15 protein-coding genes are annotated in these 16,052 nt (G+C 66.9%); 11 read left to right on the top strand and 4 right to left on the bottom strand.

The features are described from left to right. Positions 1 to 40 precede the first annotated feature (40 nt). The 4 genes from ACSFA5_RS25715 (at position 41) to ACSFA5_RS25730 (ending at position 4,067) form a co-directional block, all read left to right on the top strand. Positions 41 to 646, top strand: coding sequence for a DUF6891 domain-containing protein (locus ACSFA5_RS25715; protein ID WP_435446878.1), 606 nt, complete (start codon positions 41 to 43; stop codon positions 644 to 646). A gap of 91 nt (positions 647 to 737) precedes the next feature. Continuing rightward, positions 738 to 1,343 carry a hypothetical protein gene (locus tag ACSFA5_RS25720; RefSeq protein WP_435446879.1) on the top strand — a complete coding sequence of 202 codons (606 nt, stop codon included), beginning with the start codon at positions 738 to 740 and terminating at the stop codon, positions 1,341 to 1,343. A 10-nt stretch (positions 1,344 to 1,353) separates the two neighbouring features. Continuing rightward, positions 1,354 to 3,033: an FxLYD domain-containing protein gene (locus tag ACSFA5_RS25725; RefSeq protein ID WP_435446880.1), complete on the top strand. Its 1,680-nt coding sequence runs from the start codon at positions 1,354 to 1,356 to the stop codon at positions 3,031 to 3,033. A 44-nt stretch (positions 3,034 to 3,077) separates the two neighbouring features. After that, positions 3,078 to 4,067, top strand: a complete 990-nt coding sequence (locus tag ACSFA5_RS25730; RefSeq protein ID WP_435446881.1) for an LLM class flavin-dependent oxidoreductase — start codon at positions 3,078 to 3,080, stop codon at positions 4,065 to 4,067. 10 nt (positions 4,068 to 4,077) lie between these two features. Here the strand turns inward: ACSFA5_RS25730 and ACSFA5_RS25735 are convergent, their stop codons facing one another. Then, complete coding sequence (locus ACSFA5_RS25735) at positions 4,078 to 5,805, bottom strand: long-chain-fatty-acid--CoA ligase (RefSeq protein ID WP_435446882.1); 1,728 nt, start codon at positions 5,803 to 5,805, stop codon at positions 4,078 to 4,080. Between the two features lie 181 nt (positions 5,806 to 5,986). Between ACSFA5_RS25735 and mnmA the strand changes: the two genes are divergently transcribed. Next, positions 5,987 to 7,090 (top strand): tRNA 2-thiouridine(34) synthase MnmA, encoded by a 1,104-nt coding sequence (gene mnmA / locus ACSFA5_RS25740; RefSeq protein ID WP_435446883.1) that lies wholly within the window; start codon positions 5,987 to 5,989, stop codon positions 7,088 to 7,090. Between the two features lie 12 nt (positions 7,091 to 7,102). On the opposite strand, the gene ACSFA5_RS25745 is transcribed toward mnmA, so the two are convergent. From ACSFA5_RS25745 to ACSFA5_RS25755, 3 genes are all read right to left on the bottom strand, one after another. Next, complete coding sequence (locus tag ACSFA5_RS25745) at positions 7,103 to 7,591, bottom strand: NUDIX hydrolase (RefSeq protein WP_435446884.1); 489 nt, start codon at positions 7,589 to 7,591, stop codon at positions 7,103 to 7,105. 11 nt (positions 7,592 to 7,602) lie between these two features. Beyond that, positions 7,603 to 8,037, bottom strand: coding sequence for a DUF4019 domain-containing protein (locus tag ACSFA5_RS25750; RefSeq protein ID WP_435446885.1), 435 nt, complete (start codon positions 8,035 to 8,037; stop codon positions 7,603 to 7,605). Between the two features lie 131 nt (positions 8,038 to 8,168). Further along, positions 8,169 to 8,882, bottom strand: coding sequence for a response regulator transcription factor (locus ACSFA5_RS25755; RefSeq protein WP_435446886.1), 714 nt, complete (start codon positions 8,880 to 8,882; stop codon positions 8,169 to 8,171). 426 nt (positions 8,883 to 9,308) lie between these two features. Here ACSFA5_RS25755 and ACSFA5_RS25760 point away from each other — a divergent pair, with 426 nt between their 5' ends. From ACSFA5_RS25760 to ACSFA5_RS25785, 6 genes are all read left to right on the top strand, one after another. Further along, positions 9,309 to 10,439, top strand: a complete 1,131-nt coding sequence (locus ACSFA5_RS25760) for a Re/Si-specific NAD(P)(+) transhydrogenase subunit alpha (protein ID WP_435446887.1) — start codon at positions 9,309 to 9,311, stop codon at positions 10,437 to 10,439. A gap of 17 nt (positions 10,440 to 10,456) precedes the next feature. After that, positions 10,457 to 10,798 (top strand): NAD(P) transhydrogenase subunit alpha part 2, encoded by a 342-nt coding sequence (locus ACSFA5_RS25765; RefSeq protein WP_435446888.1) that lies wholly within the window; start codon positions 10,457 to 10,459, stop codon positions 10,796 to 10,798. Then, on the top strand, positions 10,795 to 12,294 hold the full coding sequence (locus ACSFA5_RS25770; protein WP_435446889.1) for an NAD(P)(+) transhydrogenase (Re/Si-specific) subunit beta: 1,500 nt from the start codon (positions 10,795 to 10,797) through the stop codon (positions 12,292 to 12,294). Before ACSFA5_RS25765 ends, ACSFA5_RS25770 begins: the two co-directional genes overlap by 4 nt. Before the next feature lie 98 nt (positions 12,295 to 12,392). Then, a complete protein-coding gene (locus ACSFA5_RS25775) occupies positions 12,393 to 14,072 on the top strand; it encodes a long-chain-fatty-acid--CoA ligase (protein WP_435446890.1) in 1,680 nt (559 codons plus the stop codon). Positions 14,073 to 14,134: 62 nt separating this feature from the next. Then, positions 14,135 to 15,139, top strand: a complete 1,005-nt coding sequence (locus ACSFA5_RS25780; protein WP_435446891.1) for an ABC transporter permease subunit — start codon at positions 14,135 to 14,137, stop codon at positions 15,137 to 15,139. 4 nt (positions 15,140 to 15,143) lie between these two features. Continuing rightward, a complete protein-coding gene (locus ACSFA5_RS25785; RefSeq protein ID WP_435446892.1) occupies positions 15,144 to 16,049 on the top strand; it encodes an ABC transporter permease subunit in 906 nt (301 codons plus the stop codon). Positions 16,050 to 16,052: the final 3 nt, after the last annotated feature.

Consider the following 16,052-nt stretch of genomic DNA (forward strand, 5'->3'; position numbering starts at 1 on the left):
AAGCATGATCCGTTGCCGCCGAGGCGGCAGCCCCACACGCATGGCCCTCACTCTAGCCCCCGAAGACACGCGCGGACGCATCCACGACCTGGTGTGGAGCGGCTTCCATCCAGACGCCGATGTCGAATGGATGATCACCGACGAGTACCTCGATCCGGACGAGCTCACCGCAGAAGACCGGGCCTGGGTGAAGGCCGAGACCGCGCGTGCCTGCGCCGCCAAGCGTGCCGACGAGGCCGGCTGGCCCGTGCACACCGAGTACGACCGGCTCGAAGCGGTGTTCGCGCAGTTGCGCGGCGAAAAGATCATTGCGCTGCACCGCGCGGGCAACACGCTCGCCGACGGCCACGACGACGTGCGCGAACAGTGGCGCGCCGCAGGCCGCCAGGACTCGGGCATTCGCGGCTGCTGCTTCTATCACGCGCAGGACCTGGACACCGCAGTGCGCACCGGCCGCCTGCACCTGGCGTTCAGCGGCGGGATGATTCCCGAGATCGAACAGCGCGAAGCCAACACCGTGGCGCTCGGCCGTCGCATCGTCGAGCTGCTGCGCGCGGCCGGCTTCGGCGCGCAATGGAGCGGCAGCATCGACGAGCGCATCGAAGCCGACCTCGGCCAATGGCGCAAGCGCGGCCCGTCCGCGTGAGCGCGCGGGCATTGCCGCCGTCGCACTGCATCGAACACGCACCGCGCACGCGACGGCGCGCCGCCTGCATTCCTTGAACGGAGAACACACCTTGGCATCGATCGAACAGGCCCGCGCGGCCCTGGCCCCCCATGGGGCGCTGGCACCGCAAACGGCCGCGGCGCATTGGCGCGGCGACTTCGCATTGCCACCGGCCATCGCCACCTTCTACGAACAGGTCGGCCCGCTGGGCGAGTGGATCAACGAGCGCGTGGGCCACGCGGGCCTCACGGTGCCGACCAGCGGCAACCCCTTCAGCATTCCGCCGCTCGCGCGCCTGTGGCAACTGCAGGCGGGCTACCGCTGGCAGGGCATCACCGGCGAGCGCCTGGGCGACTGGCCCGACCACTGGCTGGTGGTGGCCGACCAGGGCGCCGACCCGTTCATCTTCGACCTGCGCACGGGCGCGATCCAGTTCGCGATGCATGGCGCGGGCGCCTGGAAAGACAACGGGCCGCTCTTTGCCGACATCTTCGAGATGGCCGCGTGCCTGGGCACCGTCGGCCAGGTGTGGGACGAGGCGGGCGACGACATCTTCACGGACGAGGACGACTGCGAGGTCGACCCTGTGCATCGGGCACGCCTGATCGAACGGCTCACGCCGTTGCTCGGCAGCACCGGCGCGGCCGAGCATATCGCCGACACCTTCGGCTGGTGAGAAGCGCCGCATGACCATCGACCTCCAGACGCTCAAGTGCGGCGAGTGCGGCAGCAGCGTGCTCACGCGCACGGGCCTGAACGAATACACCTGCGCGCATTGCGGCTCGGTCACGCTGGTGGAGGACAAGGTGTCCGATCGGCTCGAGCGCGTGCTCGATCAGGTGAGGAACGAAGCCGGCCGCCAGCTTGCGGCCGAAGGGGCGTTGCGTCAGAAGCTGATGCTGCGCAAGGCGGGCATCGCGGTGGCCATCGTGCTGGGCGCGGTGCTGTTGTTCCAGGTGGCGGGGCTGTTCTTCTTCGGTTCCCGCCATGCATCGGATGCTCGCGGGCCGGCGGTCGCGGCGCTGGTCGATCGCACCATCCCGACCGACGGGCTGAAGCTCGGCGAACCGCGCCAGGTGCTCGTGGGCAGTGGCAGCTCCGCGCAACCCAAGCTGCTGGTGGTGGCGCGAAACGACACCGGAAAGCCGCTGTCGCGCGCCAGCGTGCGCGCCGTGTACTACGACGGCGACAGCCGCCTCGACGAGCGCAGCGAGACGCTGCCCATCGCCGTGCTGGAGCCCGGCGAAAGCGCGCCCGCGCTCATCGACATGCCCAGCGGCAAAAACGTCACGCGGCAGGAATTGCGCGTGCAGAAGCTGAGCGAGCCCTACGACGCGGTGCAGGGGCCGCGCCTGGCCTTCACGCGGGCGCGGCTGGTCCAGCAGGGCGATCGGGTGCGGCTGGTGGGCCGCGTGAGCAACGACCGCAAGGACGCTGTTTCGATCGGCGGCATCGAGGTGCTGGCCACGCTGTACGACGACGCGGGCCAGGTGATCGGCTTCGGCCACGGCTATGGCCAGTCCAATGAGCTGCAGCCCGGCGCGCGGACCTCGGTGGACGTGAGCATTGCGCGCTTCGGCCGCGCGGCGGCCATCGCGGCGTGGGACTACCGCATCGGCTACAGCACGCTCCAGAGTTCGGGCGGGCGCACCACGGTGCGCAGCATCGACCGCGTGATTCGCACGGCCGGCGGCCCCGAGAGCTTCAACCCCGACCTGCGCCTGGGCACCGACGACCTGCTGGCCGACGACAGCGAGCGCTTCGACGACAGGCAGCTCGAGCTGCTGCCGCTGGTCGACGGGCGCAACAACATCCAGCAGCGGCTGTTCCTGGGCGAGCTGGTCAACCGCAGCGCCGACGCGGTGGTGCTCGCGCCCGGCGGCGTGATCTCGCGCTTCAGCGGCGACAAGTTCCACGGCACCACGAACATCGCGGGGCTGGCGTATCTGTATCCGGGCGAGCGCTTCCCGATCTTCCTGGAGCCGCAGGACATGGAGCGCATCACCCAGACACGCATCGAATGGAAGCCCATGCGCCGCGCCGCGCTGCCGGGCCCGCGCAAGCCCATGGAGGTGAAGGTGACGGGCACCAAGGCGGAGACCGGCAGCGTGCTGCTCAACTTCAGCCAGCGCTTCAGCTACAAGAGCGTGCAGGTGACGGGCAGCGTGAAGAACCCGGGCGAGGGCATCGTCGGCAAGGTGCGCCTGTGGGTGAGTCTGCGCGACCGCAGCGGGCAGCTCACGGGCTTCAAGCTGGTGGACAACCTGCCGGCCATCGCGCCGGGCGAGAGCGTGCCGTTCCAGGTGAACGTGGAGCAGAACGGGCGCGACTTCGCGACCGTGACCACGCTATACCAAACCGAATAGCCCCTCCGGTGACGCCGCCGGGCGGTTCGGGACATGATCGACGCATGATTCCGTTATCGATCCTCGACCTTTCCCCGATCACCGAGGGCAGCGACGCCGCGCAGTCGTTCCGCAACTCGCTCTCGCTGGCGCAGCACGGCGAGAAGCTCGGCTACACGCGCTACTGGCTGGCCGAGCATCACGGCATGCCGGGCATTGCGAGTGCGGCCACGGCCGTGCTGCTGTCGTACGTGGGAGCGGGCACCTCCACCATCCGCATCGGCGCGGGCGGCGTGATGCTGCCGAACCATTCGCCGCTGGTGATCGCCGAGCAGTTCGGCACGCTGGCGTCGCTGTACCCGGGGCGTGTGGACCTGGGGCTGGGCCGCGCGCCCGGCTCCGACCAGCGCACCGCGCGCGCCCTGCGGCGCAACCTCGAGTCGGACTCCGACCAGTTCCCGCAGGACGTGGTCGAGCTGATGGACTTCATGTCGAAGAACCCGCAGCAGGCCGTGAGGGCCGTGCCGGGCGAGGGCCTCGAAGTGCCGGTGTGGATTTTGGGCTCCAGTACCTTCGGCGCACAGCTGGCGGCGCACCTGGGCTTGCCTTATGCCTTTGCCTCGCACTTCGCGCCGCAGCAGATCATGCAGGCCATCCAGATCTATCGCGAGACCTTCAAGCCCTCGGCGCAGCTGCAAAAGCCGCACGTGATGCTGGGCTTCAACGTGTTCGCGGCCGACACCGACGCCGAGGCCGAGTTCCGCGCCACCTCGTGGCAGCAGGCCTTCGTGAACCTGCGCAGCGGCCGCCCCGGGCGCCTGCCGCCGCCGGTGGAAAACTACCGCCAGAAGGTCGGACCGTCGGAGAACGCGCTGCTCGACTCGGTGCTGTCGTGCTCCGCAGTCGGCTCGGTCGAGACGGTGAAGCAGGGCGTGGAAGCGTTCATTGCGCGCACCGGCGCCGACGAACTCATGATCACCTCGCAGGTGTTCGACCATGCCGCCCGGCTGCGCTCCTACGAGCTGCTGGCCAAGGCATTCGGGCAATCGAAGTAAGGGGCAAGGGCTACGCCCGCTTGCGGGCTTCCTCGTCCACCAGGTCTCTCTTCGAGAGCTTGCCCACGGCCGTCTTGGGCAGCTCCGCGCGAATCTCGAGCGCGCCGATCATCTCGTGCTTGCCCAGGCGGTCCTTCAGGAAGCTCTTGAGCGCATCGAGCGTCAGCTCGCCTGCGCCTTCCTTCAGCTTCACGAAGGCCTTGGGCGACTGGCCGCGGTAGTCGTCGGGGATGCCGATCACGCAGACCTCGGCCACCGCCGGGTGCTCGTACACCGCTTCTTCGAGCACGCGCGGGTACACGTTGTAGCCGCCGCACAGCAGCATGTCCTTGGTGCGGTCGACGATGTAGAGGTAGCCGTCGGCGTCCATCTTCGCGACGTCGCCGCTGCGAAAGTAGCCGTCCGCCGTCATCGACTCGGCCGTGGCCTTGGGGTTGTTCCAGTAGCCCTTCATGACGTTCGGGCCCTGGATGCACAGCTCGCCCGGCTCGCCGAAGGCGGTGACGTCTTTCGCCGGATCGTCCAGGCTCACGAGCTTGATGCGCACCCGCGGCAGCGGCATGCCGCACGAGCCCGCCTTGCGCACGCCGCGCGCGGGCGTGAAGGTGCCCACGGGCGAGGTCTCGGTCATGCCCCAGCCTTCGTTGAGGTGGCAGCCGGTCAGCTCGAAGAAGCGCTGCTCCACCTCCACCGGCAGCGGCGCGCCGCCCGAGCCGCAGAACTTGAGCGAGCGCAGGTCCATCTCCTTCGCCTTGGGGTGCGCCAGGATGGCGGTGTACATCGTCGGCACGCCGGGAAACACGCTGATCTTGCTGGCCGCGAGCTCGTTCATCACCGCGTCGACATCGAAGCGCGTGTGCAGCACCAGCGCCGCGCCCAGCCGCACGCCCAGCAGCATCGCGGCGCTGAGCGCGAAGATGTGGAACAGCGGCAGCACCACCAGAAAGCGTTCCTTGCCTTCGTCGAGGATGGGCGGCTCGCCCTTGGTCGACTCGAAGTACTGCGCGCTGGCCGACGTGAGGTTGGCGTGCGTGAGCATCGCGCCCTTGGGCAGGCCGGTGGTGCCGCCGGTGTACTGCAGCACCACGATTTCTTCGGCCAGGTCGCCGAGCGGATGCGTCCGGTGCGTGCCTTCGCTTTTCAGCAGGTCGGTGAAGCGCACGTGGCGCTCGTCCACGGGCACGGGCGCGATCTGCCCGGCGGCCTGCAGCTGGGCCTGCACCTTGTCGCCGGCCGCGCCGTAGTCGCCGAGGCTGCCGACCACCAGCGTCTTCAGGCGCGAGTGGTCGAGCAGGCGCGCCATCAGTGGATACAGGTTGACGAGGTCGAGCGTGACCAGGATGTCGGTGCGGCTGTCCTCGATCTTGTGGGCCAGCACGCGCTCGGCGTCGAGCGGCGAGTAGTTCACCACCGTGCCGCCGGCCTTGAGCACGGCGAAGAAGGCGATCGGGTAGTGCGGTGTGTTGGGCAGGTAGAGGCCCACGTGCACGCCGGGCTTCACCCCCAGGTCCTGCAGGCCCTTGGCGGCGCGGTCGACCGCCGCGCCGAGTTCGCGGTAGGTGAGGGACTGGCCCATGAACTCGACCGCGGAATGGCCGGGCCAGCGCGCGACGGCCTCGTCGAGCATCTGCTGCACGGGCATGACGGGCAGATCGGCGTCCCAGCGCATGCCGGGCGGGTATGCGCGTGTCCAAGGGGTGTTGTCGCCAGAGGGGGCGGAGGAAGAAGAGGTGGCCATGCGTTGTCTCCGCTGTGCTGATGTTGCAAATCGCGTGGGCGGGTCTGCGCCGCCCTTCAGGGGCACTGTAGCGCCGGCCCTTCGCGCGGTGGGCCTGCGGCTGACAAGCTGGCGACACGGGTTTTCCCGATTTCCCACACGCGGGAAGCCCTTACCCCGAGGCTGGGACAATCGCCCTCTTATGGCAAAGCAACGGATCGTGGTGGGACTGAGCGGCGGAGTGGACTCCGCGGTCACGGCGCACCTGCTCAAGCAGCAGGGGCACGAGGTGATCGGCATCTTCATGAAGAACTGGGAAGACGACGACGACAGCGAATACTGCTCGTCGAACATCGACTTCATCGACGCCGCCAGCGTGGCCGACGTGCTGGGCATCGAGATCGAGCACGTCAACTTCGCGGCCGACTACAAGGACCGCGTGTTCGCCGAGTTCCTGCGCGAGTACAAGGCCGGCCGCACGCCCAACCCCGACGTGCTGTGCAACGCCGAGATCAAGTTCAAGGCCTTCCTCGACCACGCCATGCGCCTGGGCGCCGAGAAGATCGCCACCGGCCATTACGCGCGCGTGCGCCTGAACGAGGCCACCGGCAGGCACGAATTGCTGAAGGGGCTCGATGCGTCGAAGGACCAGAGCTACTTCCTGCACCGCCTGAACCAGGCGCAGCTGTCGAAGACGCTGTTCCCGGTGGGCGAGTTGCACAAGACCGAGGTGCGCCGCATCGCGGAAGACATCGGCCTGCCCAATGCGAAGAAGAAGGACTCGACCGGCATCTGCTTCATCGGCGAGCGGCCTTTTCGCGACTTCCTGAACCGCTACATCTCCAAGGAGCCGGGCCCGATCAGGGACGACCGGGGCCGCAAGCTGGGCGAGCACCAGGGGCTGAGCTTCTATACGCTGGGCCAGCGCCAGGGGCTGGGCATCGGCGGCGTCAAGGAAAAGGGCGCGCAGCGCGGCTCGGGCGACCATTCGCCCTGGTTCGTGGCGCGCAAGGATGTCGAGAAAAATACGCTGTGGGTGGTGCAGGGGCACGACCATCCGTGGCTGCTGTCGTCGGCGCTGAAGGCGGACGATGCGAGCTGGGTGGCGGGCGAGGCGCCCATTCCCGGCGCGTACGGATCGAAGGCGCGCTACCGGCAGGCGGATGCAGCCTGCGAGATGGGGGCAGGCGATGCGGGGGCCGCATTCAGCCTGCGCTTCGGCGCCCCGCAATGGGCGGTGACGCCGGGGCAGTCCGCCGTGCTGTACGACGGTGAACGCTGCCTCGGCGGCGGCGTCATCGTCTGAAGGTCGTCTGATTCAGGGTGCCGACCGCACCGATGGGTCGAGCTGGACGACGTCGAGCGGATACCGCTTGCCGGCCAGATAGTCCTCGATGCATTGCAGCAGCAGCGGGCTGCGGTGGCGGGCTGCACTCGCGCGGATTTCGTCCAGCGTCATCCACAGGGTGCGCACGATGCCTTCGTCGAGCGAACGGCCTTCCTCGAACGCACCCAGCGTGCCGGTGAACGCGAAGCGCATGTAGGTGATGTCCTCGCCCCGCTCGGCCAGCGGCCGCGCCCTGGCCATGTAGATGCCGACGAGAGCGGTGGGCGTGAAATGGTGGGCGGTTTCCTCGAGGGTTTCGCGCGCGCAGCCCTCGGCAGGCGATTCGCCGGGGTCGAGATGCCCAGCGGGGGTATTGAGCCGGAGGCCGTCGCCGGCATGCTCTTCGACGAGCAGAAAGCGCCCGTCGCGTTCGATCACCGCAGCCACGGTGACATTGGGTTTCCAGCGGGGACCGGCCATGACCCGGGGTTTTATCTCAACACGTAGCCGGTGAAGCGCCAGATGCGGTCGCGGTCGAGGTGAAAGCTCACGAGCTCGCGCAGCGTGCCGTCGGGCTTGTTGGCGAAGCGGGTTTCGTATTCGATGCTGACGTACTGGCCGGCCAGGTCGCCGTCGGGGTCCGTGGCGACCTGCCGGTTGACCGTGACCCAGGTGCGCATCTGGGGGGCGCCGAGCGCAGCCCGGCTCTTGGTGGTCTGACTCAGGAAGTCGGCGCGGGTCTCGCGTTTGCGGGCGGCTGCCGTGGCGCCGTCCCACAGTTCACCGGCCTTGCCCTGGTCGATCATCTGGATGGCCTGCATGCCACCGCGCACCATGTCGCTGGCCTCGACATCCTGGGCGGCGGCCGGGCCGAACAAGCCCCACAGCAACGTGGCGGCAAACAGCAGCCGGATCATGGGTTTCATTTGTCTCGTTCCTTTGAATGAGTCCGGGCCTCTTGCCCAGCGCCTTGCGATAAAGAAGCTGTTGGAGTTTGGCATGCGCGAGAGATTCCCCCGAGCGGTGTTCAGCCGCTCAGGGGGTGGGGCGCCGGTCCTTAACGCGGGCCAATTTTTGGCAAAGTGTTCTCATCGATGGCTTCCAGCCGGTATCCGAGGCCATAGATGGCCAGCAGCAGGAAGCCGTTGGCCGGACGCAGGTCCAGCTTGGTTCGCAGTCGCGAGACATGCGTGTCAAGCGAGCGTGACAACGCCTCGATGCCGAGTCCCCAGACGGCCTCGTGCAGATGCGCCCGCGAAAGCAGCCGCCCGAGGTTCTGGAAGAGGAACAGCGCAAGCTCGTACTCGCGGTTCTTCAGTTCGACCTGCATGCCCCGAACCTTCAGCACGCGCGAAGGCGGATAGAAGTGATACGGGCCGAAAATCAGCTCGGCCTCGTGGCGCGCCGGATAGGAGCGGCGCAGCAACGCGTTGATGCGGGCCTCGAGTTCGCCTGCGCGAACGGGCTTGGCCATGAAATCGTCGGCGCCCGCATTGAGACCTTCGACCATGTCGGCTTCGTCGCGCCGGTCGGTCACGAAAAGAATGGGAAGCCGGCTCTTGAGGTCGCGCCGGATGACTTTCACCACTTCCGGGCCGGGCATGTCCGGCAGGCCCCAGTCGAGAATCAGGAAGTCGTACGTTTGCCGGCGCAAGGCATGCAGCAGCGCTCGTCCTTCGTTGAACAAATGACACTCGTGTCCGAGAGTCGCCAAGGTTCGATGAATCAGCGCGAGTTGATCCGGGCCGTCATCGAGTACAGCAATACGCATTTCATCCCCCTTCTTCATCCCTTCGCCAGTCTCTTTGAACAGGCGATTTCGAGCAGAAGTGTATCTATCTGCGTCCGAGCCGGATTTTGGAGTTTGCAACTAATGCACGCAAATCAGGATTTAAAAAAGTGTGCTCGGAACAGTTAACAACAGTTAGATACAAAGGACGCTGGCAGCGGCGACCTTGGACGGCAAGCCCCGCCTTGGAAGGATGGTTCCGGGCTTTGCAAACAGACGATGGTGGTCACCACCGATCCCCGACCTGCCATTCCTCTGAAATTGCTATTAATTAAATAGCAAACTTTGCAGCATCCATCGGCGCTCGAAGCGAGACTCGGCGGGGTGTTTCGGCGACACCGTACGCCTGTAATCTTGCTGTAAGCTCTGCGCGCGTTCCGTGTGCCCCCTTGCTCTGAGGAGATCTCTATGCTGATAGGCGTGCCTGCCGAGACACTGGCTGGCGAAACCCGAGTGGCCGTAACACCCGAGACCGTGAAAAAGCTGGTCGCCTCGGGACATGCGGTGCGTGTGCAGGCGGGGGCGGGCATTGCCGCCAGCGTCACCGATGCCGCCTACCAGGCCGCGGGCGCGGAGATCACCGATCAAACGGGTGCGTTCTCCGCCGATACGGTGCTCAAGGTGCGCACGCCCACCGAGACCGAGGCCGCGCTGCTCAAGCCCGGCGCCGTCGTCATCGGCATGCTCAACCCCTTCGACGCGGCCGGCCTGCAACGCCTGGCGTCGGCCGGCGTCACCGGCTTCGCTCTCGAGGCCGCCCCGCGCACCACCCGTGCCCAGAGCATGGACGTGCTCTCTTCCCAGGCCAACATCGCCGGCTACAAGGCCGTGATGATCGCGGCGGACAAGTACCAGCGCTTCTTCCCGATGCTCATGACCGCCGCTGGCACCGTGAAGGCCGCGCGCGTCGTCATCCTGGGCGTGGGCGTGGCGGGCCTGCAGGCCATCGCCACGGCCAAGCGGCTGGGTGCCGTCATCGAGGCCTCCGACGTGCGCCCGAGCGTCAAGGAGCAGATCGAGTCGCTCGGCGGCAAGTTCATCGAAGTCTCCTACGACACCGATGAAGAAAAAGAAGCCGCCGTCGGCGTCGGCGGCTACGCCAAGCCCATGCCCGCGAGCTGGCTGGCGCGCCAGCAGGTCGAGGTGGCCAAGCGCGTGGCGCTGGCCGACATCGTCATCAGCACCGCGCTCATTCCCGGTCGCGCCGCGCCCACGCTCATCACCGAGGACATGGTCAAGGCCATGAAGCCGGGCTCGGTGATCGTCGACATCGCAGCCGGCAAGGGCCCTGGCGGCGTGGGCGGCAACTGCCCGATCTCCGAAGCCGACCAAACGGTGGTCAAGCACGGCGTGACCATCGTGGGCGAGACCAACCTCGCAGCGCTGGTGGCGGCCGACGCCTCGGCGCTCTATGCGCGCAACGTGCTCGACTTCCTCAAGCTGATCGTCACCAAGGAGGGTGCGCTGAAGATCGACCTCGAGGACGACATCGTCGCCGCCTGCCGGATGACGCAGGACGGCCAGGTCACCAAGAAATAAGCGAGGAGAGAAAAGCCATGGATCCCGTTTCCCATACCGTCATCAACCTGATCATCTTCGTGCTGGCCATCTACGTCGGCTACCACGTGGTCTGGACCGTGACCCCCGCGCTGCACACGCCGCTGATGGCCGTGACCAACGCCATCTCGGCCATCGTGATCGTGGGCGCCATGCTCGCAGCCGCGCTCACCACCACGCCGCTGGGCAAGACCATGGGCGTGCTGGCCGTGGCGCTGGCGGCGGTGAACGTCTTCGGCGGCTTCCTGGTCACCCGGCGCATGCTGGAGATGTTCAAGAAGAAAGAGAAGAAAGCCGTCGCCCCGAAGGCTGAAGAGGCAGACAAAGGAGTGGCCAAGTGAGCATGAACCTCGTCACGCTGCTGTACCTCGTTGCCAGCGTCTGCTTCATCCAGGCCTTGAAGGGCCTGAGCCATCCCACCACGTCCATCCGCGGCAACGTCTTCGGCATGACCGGCATGGCCATTGCCGTGCTGACGACCATTGCGCTCATTCATGGGCAGGCGAAATCGCTCAACGTCGATTTCGGCACCGGCATCGCCTATGTGCTGGCGGCCGTGGTGGTCGGCGGTGGTCTGGGCGCCTTCATGGCCAACAAGGTCGAGATGACCAAGATGCCCGAGCTGGTCGCCTTCATGCACAGCATGATCGGCCTGGCGGCGGTGTTCATCGGTGTGGCCGCCGTGGCCGAGCCCTGGGCCTTCGGCATCACGCCGGCACCCGTGGCGGCCATCATCGGCGCCAACACGCCCGACGGCGCGGTGCTGCTCGACGGCTTCGTGCGCTACGCCATTCCGTACGGCAACCGGCTGGAGCTGTTCCTGGGCGCGGCCATCGGCGCCGTCACCTTCAGCGGCTCGGTCATCGCCTTCGGCAAGCTCAGCGGCAAGTACAAGTTCCGCCTGTTCCAGGGCGCGTCGGTGCAGTTCAAGGGCCAGCACATGCTGAACCTGGTGCTGGGCCTCCTGACCCTCGCGCTGGGCCTGCTGTTCGTCGCCACCGAAAGCTGGACGGCGTTCTTCGCGATGCTGGCGCTGGCCTTCGTGATGGGCGTGCTCATCATCATCCCCATCGGCGGGGCGGACATGCCGGTGGTGGTGTCGATGCTCAACAGCTACTCGGGCTGGGCGGCGGCGGGCATCGGCTTCAGCCTGAACAACGCGATGCTGATCGTGGCGGGCAGCCTGGTGGGCAGCTCGGGCGCGATCCTGAGCTACATCATGTGCAAGGCCATGAACCGCTCGTTCTTCAACGTGATCCTGGGCGGCTTCGGCGGCGAAGCCGTCACGGCCGGCGGCGCGGCCAAGGAGCAGCGCCCGGTGAAGACCGGCAGCGCGGACGACGCGGCCTTCGTGCTCGGCAATGCCGAGACGGTGGTGATCGTGCCGGGCTACGGCCTGGCGGTGGCCCGCGCGCAGCACGCCGTGAAAGAGCTGGCGGCCAAGCTCACCGAGAAGGGCATCATCGTGAAGTACGCCATCCATCCGGTGGCGGGCCGCATGCCCGGCCACATGAACGTGCTGCTGGCCGAGGCCGAGGTGCCCTACGACCAGGTCTTCGAGATGGAAGACATCAACGGCGAGTTCGGCCAGGTCGACGTGGCGATCATCCTGGGCGCCAACGACGTGGTGAACCCCGCCGCGCACACCAAGGGCAGCCCGATCTACGGCATGCCCATCCTGGAGGCCTACAAGGCCAAGACCGTCATCGTCAACAAGCGCTCCATGGCCGCAGGTTATGCCGGCCTGGACAACGAGCTGTTCTACATGGACAAGACCATGATGGTCTTTGGCGATGCCAAAAAAGTAGTGGAAGATATGGGCAAGGCCATCGAATAGGCCGAAGGTCCACGCCCGCCACGCGGGCGAGTCTTCGCGGCGCCATCTCGTGCGCCGTTTTCGTTTTCAACTGTCCGACTCCGGAGGAGACAACCCCAATGACCGACCGCCCCTGGCTCAGCAGCTACCCGCAAGGCGTGCCCGCCGACATCGATGCCTCGCAGTACCCCTCGCTGGTCGCGCTCATGGAGGAGAGCTTCAGGAAGTACGCCGACCGCACGGCCTACAGCTTCATGGGCAAGGACATCAGCTACGCCGAGACCGACAGGCAGAGCAAGTCCTTCGCGGCCTACCTGCAGGGCCTGGGCCTGGGCAAGGGCGACCGTGTCGCCGCGATGATGCCCAACTGCCCGCAGTACCCCATCGCGGTGGCGGCCATTCTTCGCGCGGGCCTGATCCTGGTCAACGTGAACCCGCTGTACACGCCGCGCGAACTCGAGCACCAGCTCAAGGACTCGGGCGCGAAGGCGATCGTCATCATGGAGAACTTCGGCACCACGCTGCAGCAATGCATCGCGGCCACGCCGATCAAGCACATCGTGCTGGCCTCGGTGGGCGACCGCCTCGGCTTCCTGAAGGGCGCGCTCGTCAACTACGTGGTGCGCAACGTCAAGAAGCTGGTGCCGCACTTCAGCCTGCCGGGCGCGGTGCGCTTCAACGACGCGCTCGACAAGGGCGCGAGCCTGTCGCCCAAGCCCGTGGCCATCGGCCCCGACGACGTGGCCGTGCTGCAGTACACCGGCGGCACCACGGGCGTGTCGAAGGGCGCCGTGCTGCTGCATCGCAACGTGATTGCGAACGTGCTGCAGTCCGAGGCGTGGAACGAGCCGGCCATGAACAAGGTGCCGGCCAACGAGCAGCCCACCAGCGTGTGCGCGCTGCCGCTGTATCACATCTTCGCGTTCACGGTCGGCATGATGTTGAACATGCGCACGGGCGGCAAGCTGATCCTGATCCCGAATCCGCGCGACCTCGCGGGCGTGCTGAAGGAGCTGTCCAAGCACACCATCCACAGCCTTCCCGCGGTCAACACGCTGTTCAACGGGCTGGCGAACCACCCCGACTTCAACACCGTCAACTGGAAGAATCTCAAGATCTCGGTGGGCGGCGGCATGGCGGTGCAGTCCGCCGTTGCCAAGCTCTGGCTCGAAAAAACCGGCTGCTCCATCTGCGAAGGCTACGGCCTGTCGGAGACCTCGCCCTCGACCACCTGCAACCCGACCGACAGCACGGCCTACACCGGCACCATCGGCCTGCCGCTGCCCAACACCTGGCTCAAGCTGATCGACGACGAGGGCAACGAGGTGGCCACCGGCGAGCGCGGCGAGATCGCCATCAAGGGCCCGCAGGTGATGGCCGGCTACTGGCAGCGCCCCGACGAAACCGCCAAGGTCATGACACCCGACGGCTACTTCAAGAGCGGTGACATCGGCGTGGTCGACGAGCGCGGCTACTTCAAGGTGGTCGACCGCAAGAAGGACATGATCCTGGTGTCGGGCTTCAACGTGTACCCGAACGAGATCGAAGACGTGGTCGCACTGATTCCGGGCGTGCTCGAGTGCGCCGCGGTGGGCGTGCTCGACGAGAAGACCGGCGAGGCCGTGAAGCTCGTCATCGTCAAGAAAGACCCCGCGCTCACCGAAGCGCAGGTGCGCGAGTACTGCAGAGCAAACCTTACGGGTTACAAGCAGCCGCGAATCGTGGAATTTCGTACCGACATGCCGAAGACGCCGGTCGGCAAGATCCTTCGCCGCGAGCTGCGCGACACCAAGAAGTAGCCGCGGAGTAAGGGTTCGGCCCGGGTAGGGCCACGGCATCGATCTTGCATATTCGCGGGTCGATGATTCGATTCCTCCTGACCCGGGTGAGCCTGCTGGTGCCGACCTTCATCGGCATGACGTTGCTCGCCTTCTTTCTCATCCGGCTGGTGCCGGGCGACCCCATCGAGACGATGGCCGGCGAGCGCGGCATCGACCCCGAGCGCCACGCCCAGCTGCGCACGGCCTACGGTTTCGACAAGCCCGTGATCGTGCAGTACGGCATCTACATCGGCCGCGTGCTGCACGGCGACCTGGGCAAGTCGCTCATCACGCAGGACACGGTGATGAGCGAGTTCCTCGCGCTCTTTCCGGCCACCATGGAACTCGCGGTGTGCGCCATTCTTTTCGCGCTGCTGCTGGGGCTGCCCGCGGGCATTCTGGCGGCGGTGCGGCGCAACTCCATCTTCGATCACGGCGTGATGGCCACGTCGCTCACCGGCTACTCGATGCCGATCTTCTGGTGGGGGCTGCTGCTGATCCTGTTCTTCTCGGTGCAGCTCGGATGGACGCCCGTGTCGGGGCGCATCTCGGTGCAGTACTTCATCGAGCCCGAGACCGGCTTCCTGCTGATCGATTCGCTGCGCGCGGGCGACACCGACGCCTTCTGGTCGGCGCTGCACCACCTCGTTCTTCCGGCCATCGTGCTGGGCACCGTGCCGCTCGCGGTGATCGCGCGCATGACGCGCTCGGCCATGCTCGAGGTGCTGGGCGAGGACTACATCCGCACCGCGCGCGCCAAGGGCCTGTCGCGCTTTCGCGTGGTGGGGCTGCACGCACTGCGCAACGCGCTCATTCCGGTGGTCACCGTCATCGGGCTGCAGGTGGGCGTGCTGTTCACGGGCGCGATCCTCACCGAGACCATCTTCTCCTGGCCCGGTGTCGGCAAGTGGCTCATCGAGGCGATAGGGCGGCGCGACTATCCGGTGCTGCAGGGGGGCATGCTGCTGCTGGGCGGGCTCGTGATGATGGTCAACCTGCTGGTGGACGTGGCCTACGGCGTCATCAACCCGCGCATCAGGCACTGAGCCCATGGCGACCCCGCACACAGTCTCCACAAGCACCCGTAGCACAGCACCGCCCGGCCCCTGGCGCGAGTTCTGGACGGCCTTCTCGGCCAATCGCGGCGCGGTCATCGGGCTGGTCACCATCGCCGTGCTGCTGCTGGTCGCGCTGTTCGCGCCGTGGATCGCGCCGCACGCGCCCAACGAAACCAACAGCGCCGTCTTCCTGCTGCCGCCGGCATGGCAGCACGGCGGCTCGGTGAGCTACCTGCTCGGCACCGACGCCATCGGGCGCGACATCCTCTCGCGGCTGATGTACGGCGCGCGGCTGTCGCTGTCGATCGGTGTCGCGGTGGTTGCGATCTCGGTGGTCGTGGGCGTGGTGCTCGGGCTGGTGGCGAGCTTTTTCCGCGGCGTGCTCGAGATCGCGATCATGCGGCTCATGGACATCGTGCTCACGATGCCGAGCCTGCTGATGGCCATCGTGATCGTGGCGATCCTCGGGCCGGGACTCGTCAACGCGATGGTCGCCGTGGCCATCGTGGTGTTGCCGCACTACGTGCGCATCACGCGCGCAGCCGTCATCGCCGAGGTTTCGCGCGACTACGTGACCGCCGCACGCGTGAGCGGCGCCGGCACGCTGCGCCTGATGTTCCACGAGGTGCTGCCCAACTGCGCCGCGCCGCTGATCGTGCAGGCCTCGCTCGGCATTTCGACGGCCATCCTCGACGCGGCCGCGCTGGGCTTCATCGGTCTCGGTGCGCAGCCGCCCTCGCCGGAATGGGGAACCATGCTGGCCGATGCGCGCGAGTTCGTGCTGCGCGCGTGGTGGGTCGTGACCTTTCCGGGGCTCGCGATTCTTGCGGCGGTGCTGGCCTTCAACTTGCTGGGCGACGGCTTGCGCGATGCGCTCGACCCCAAGCTCAAGCGCTGAGGC

Origin of the sequence: Variovorax monticola (genome assembly GCF_051216855.1) — a bacterium.
Classification (GTDB): Bacteria; Pseudomonadota; Gammaproteobacteria; order Burkholderiales; family Burkholderiaceae_C; genus Variovorax.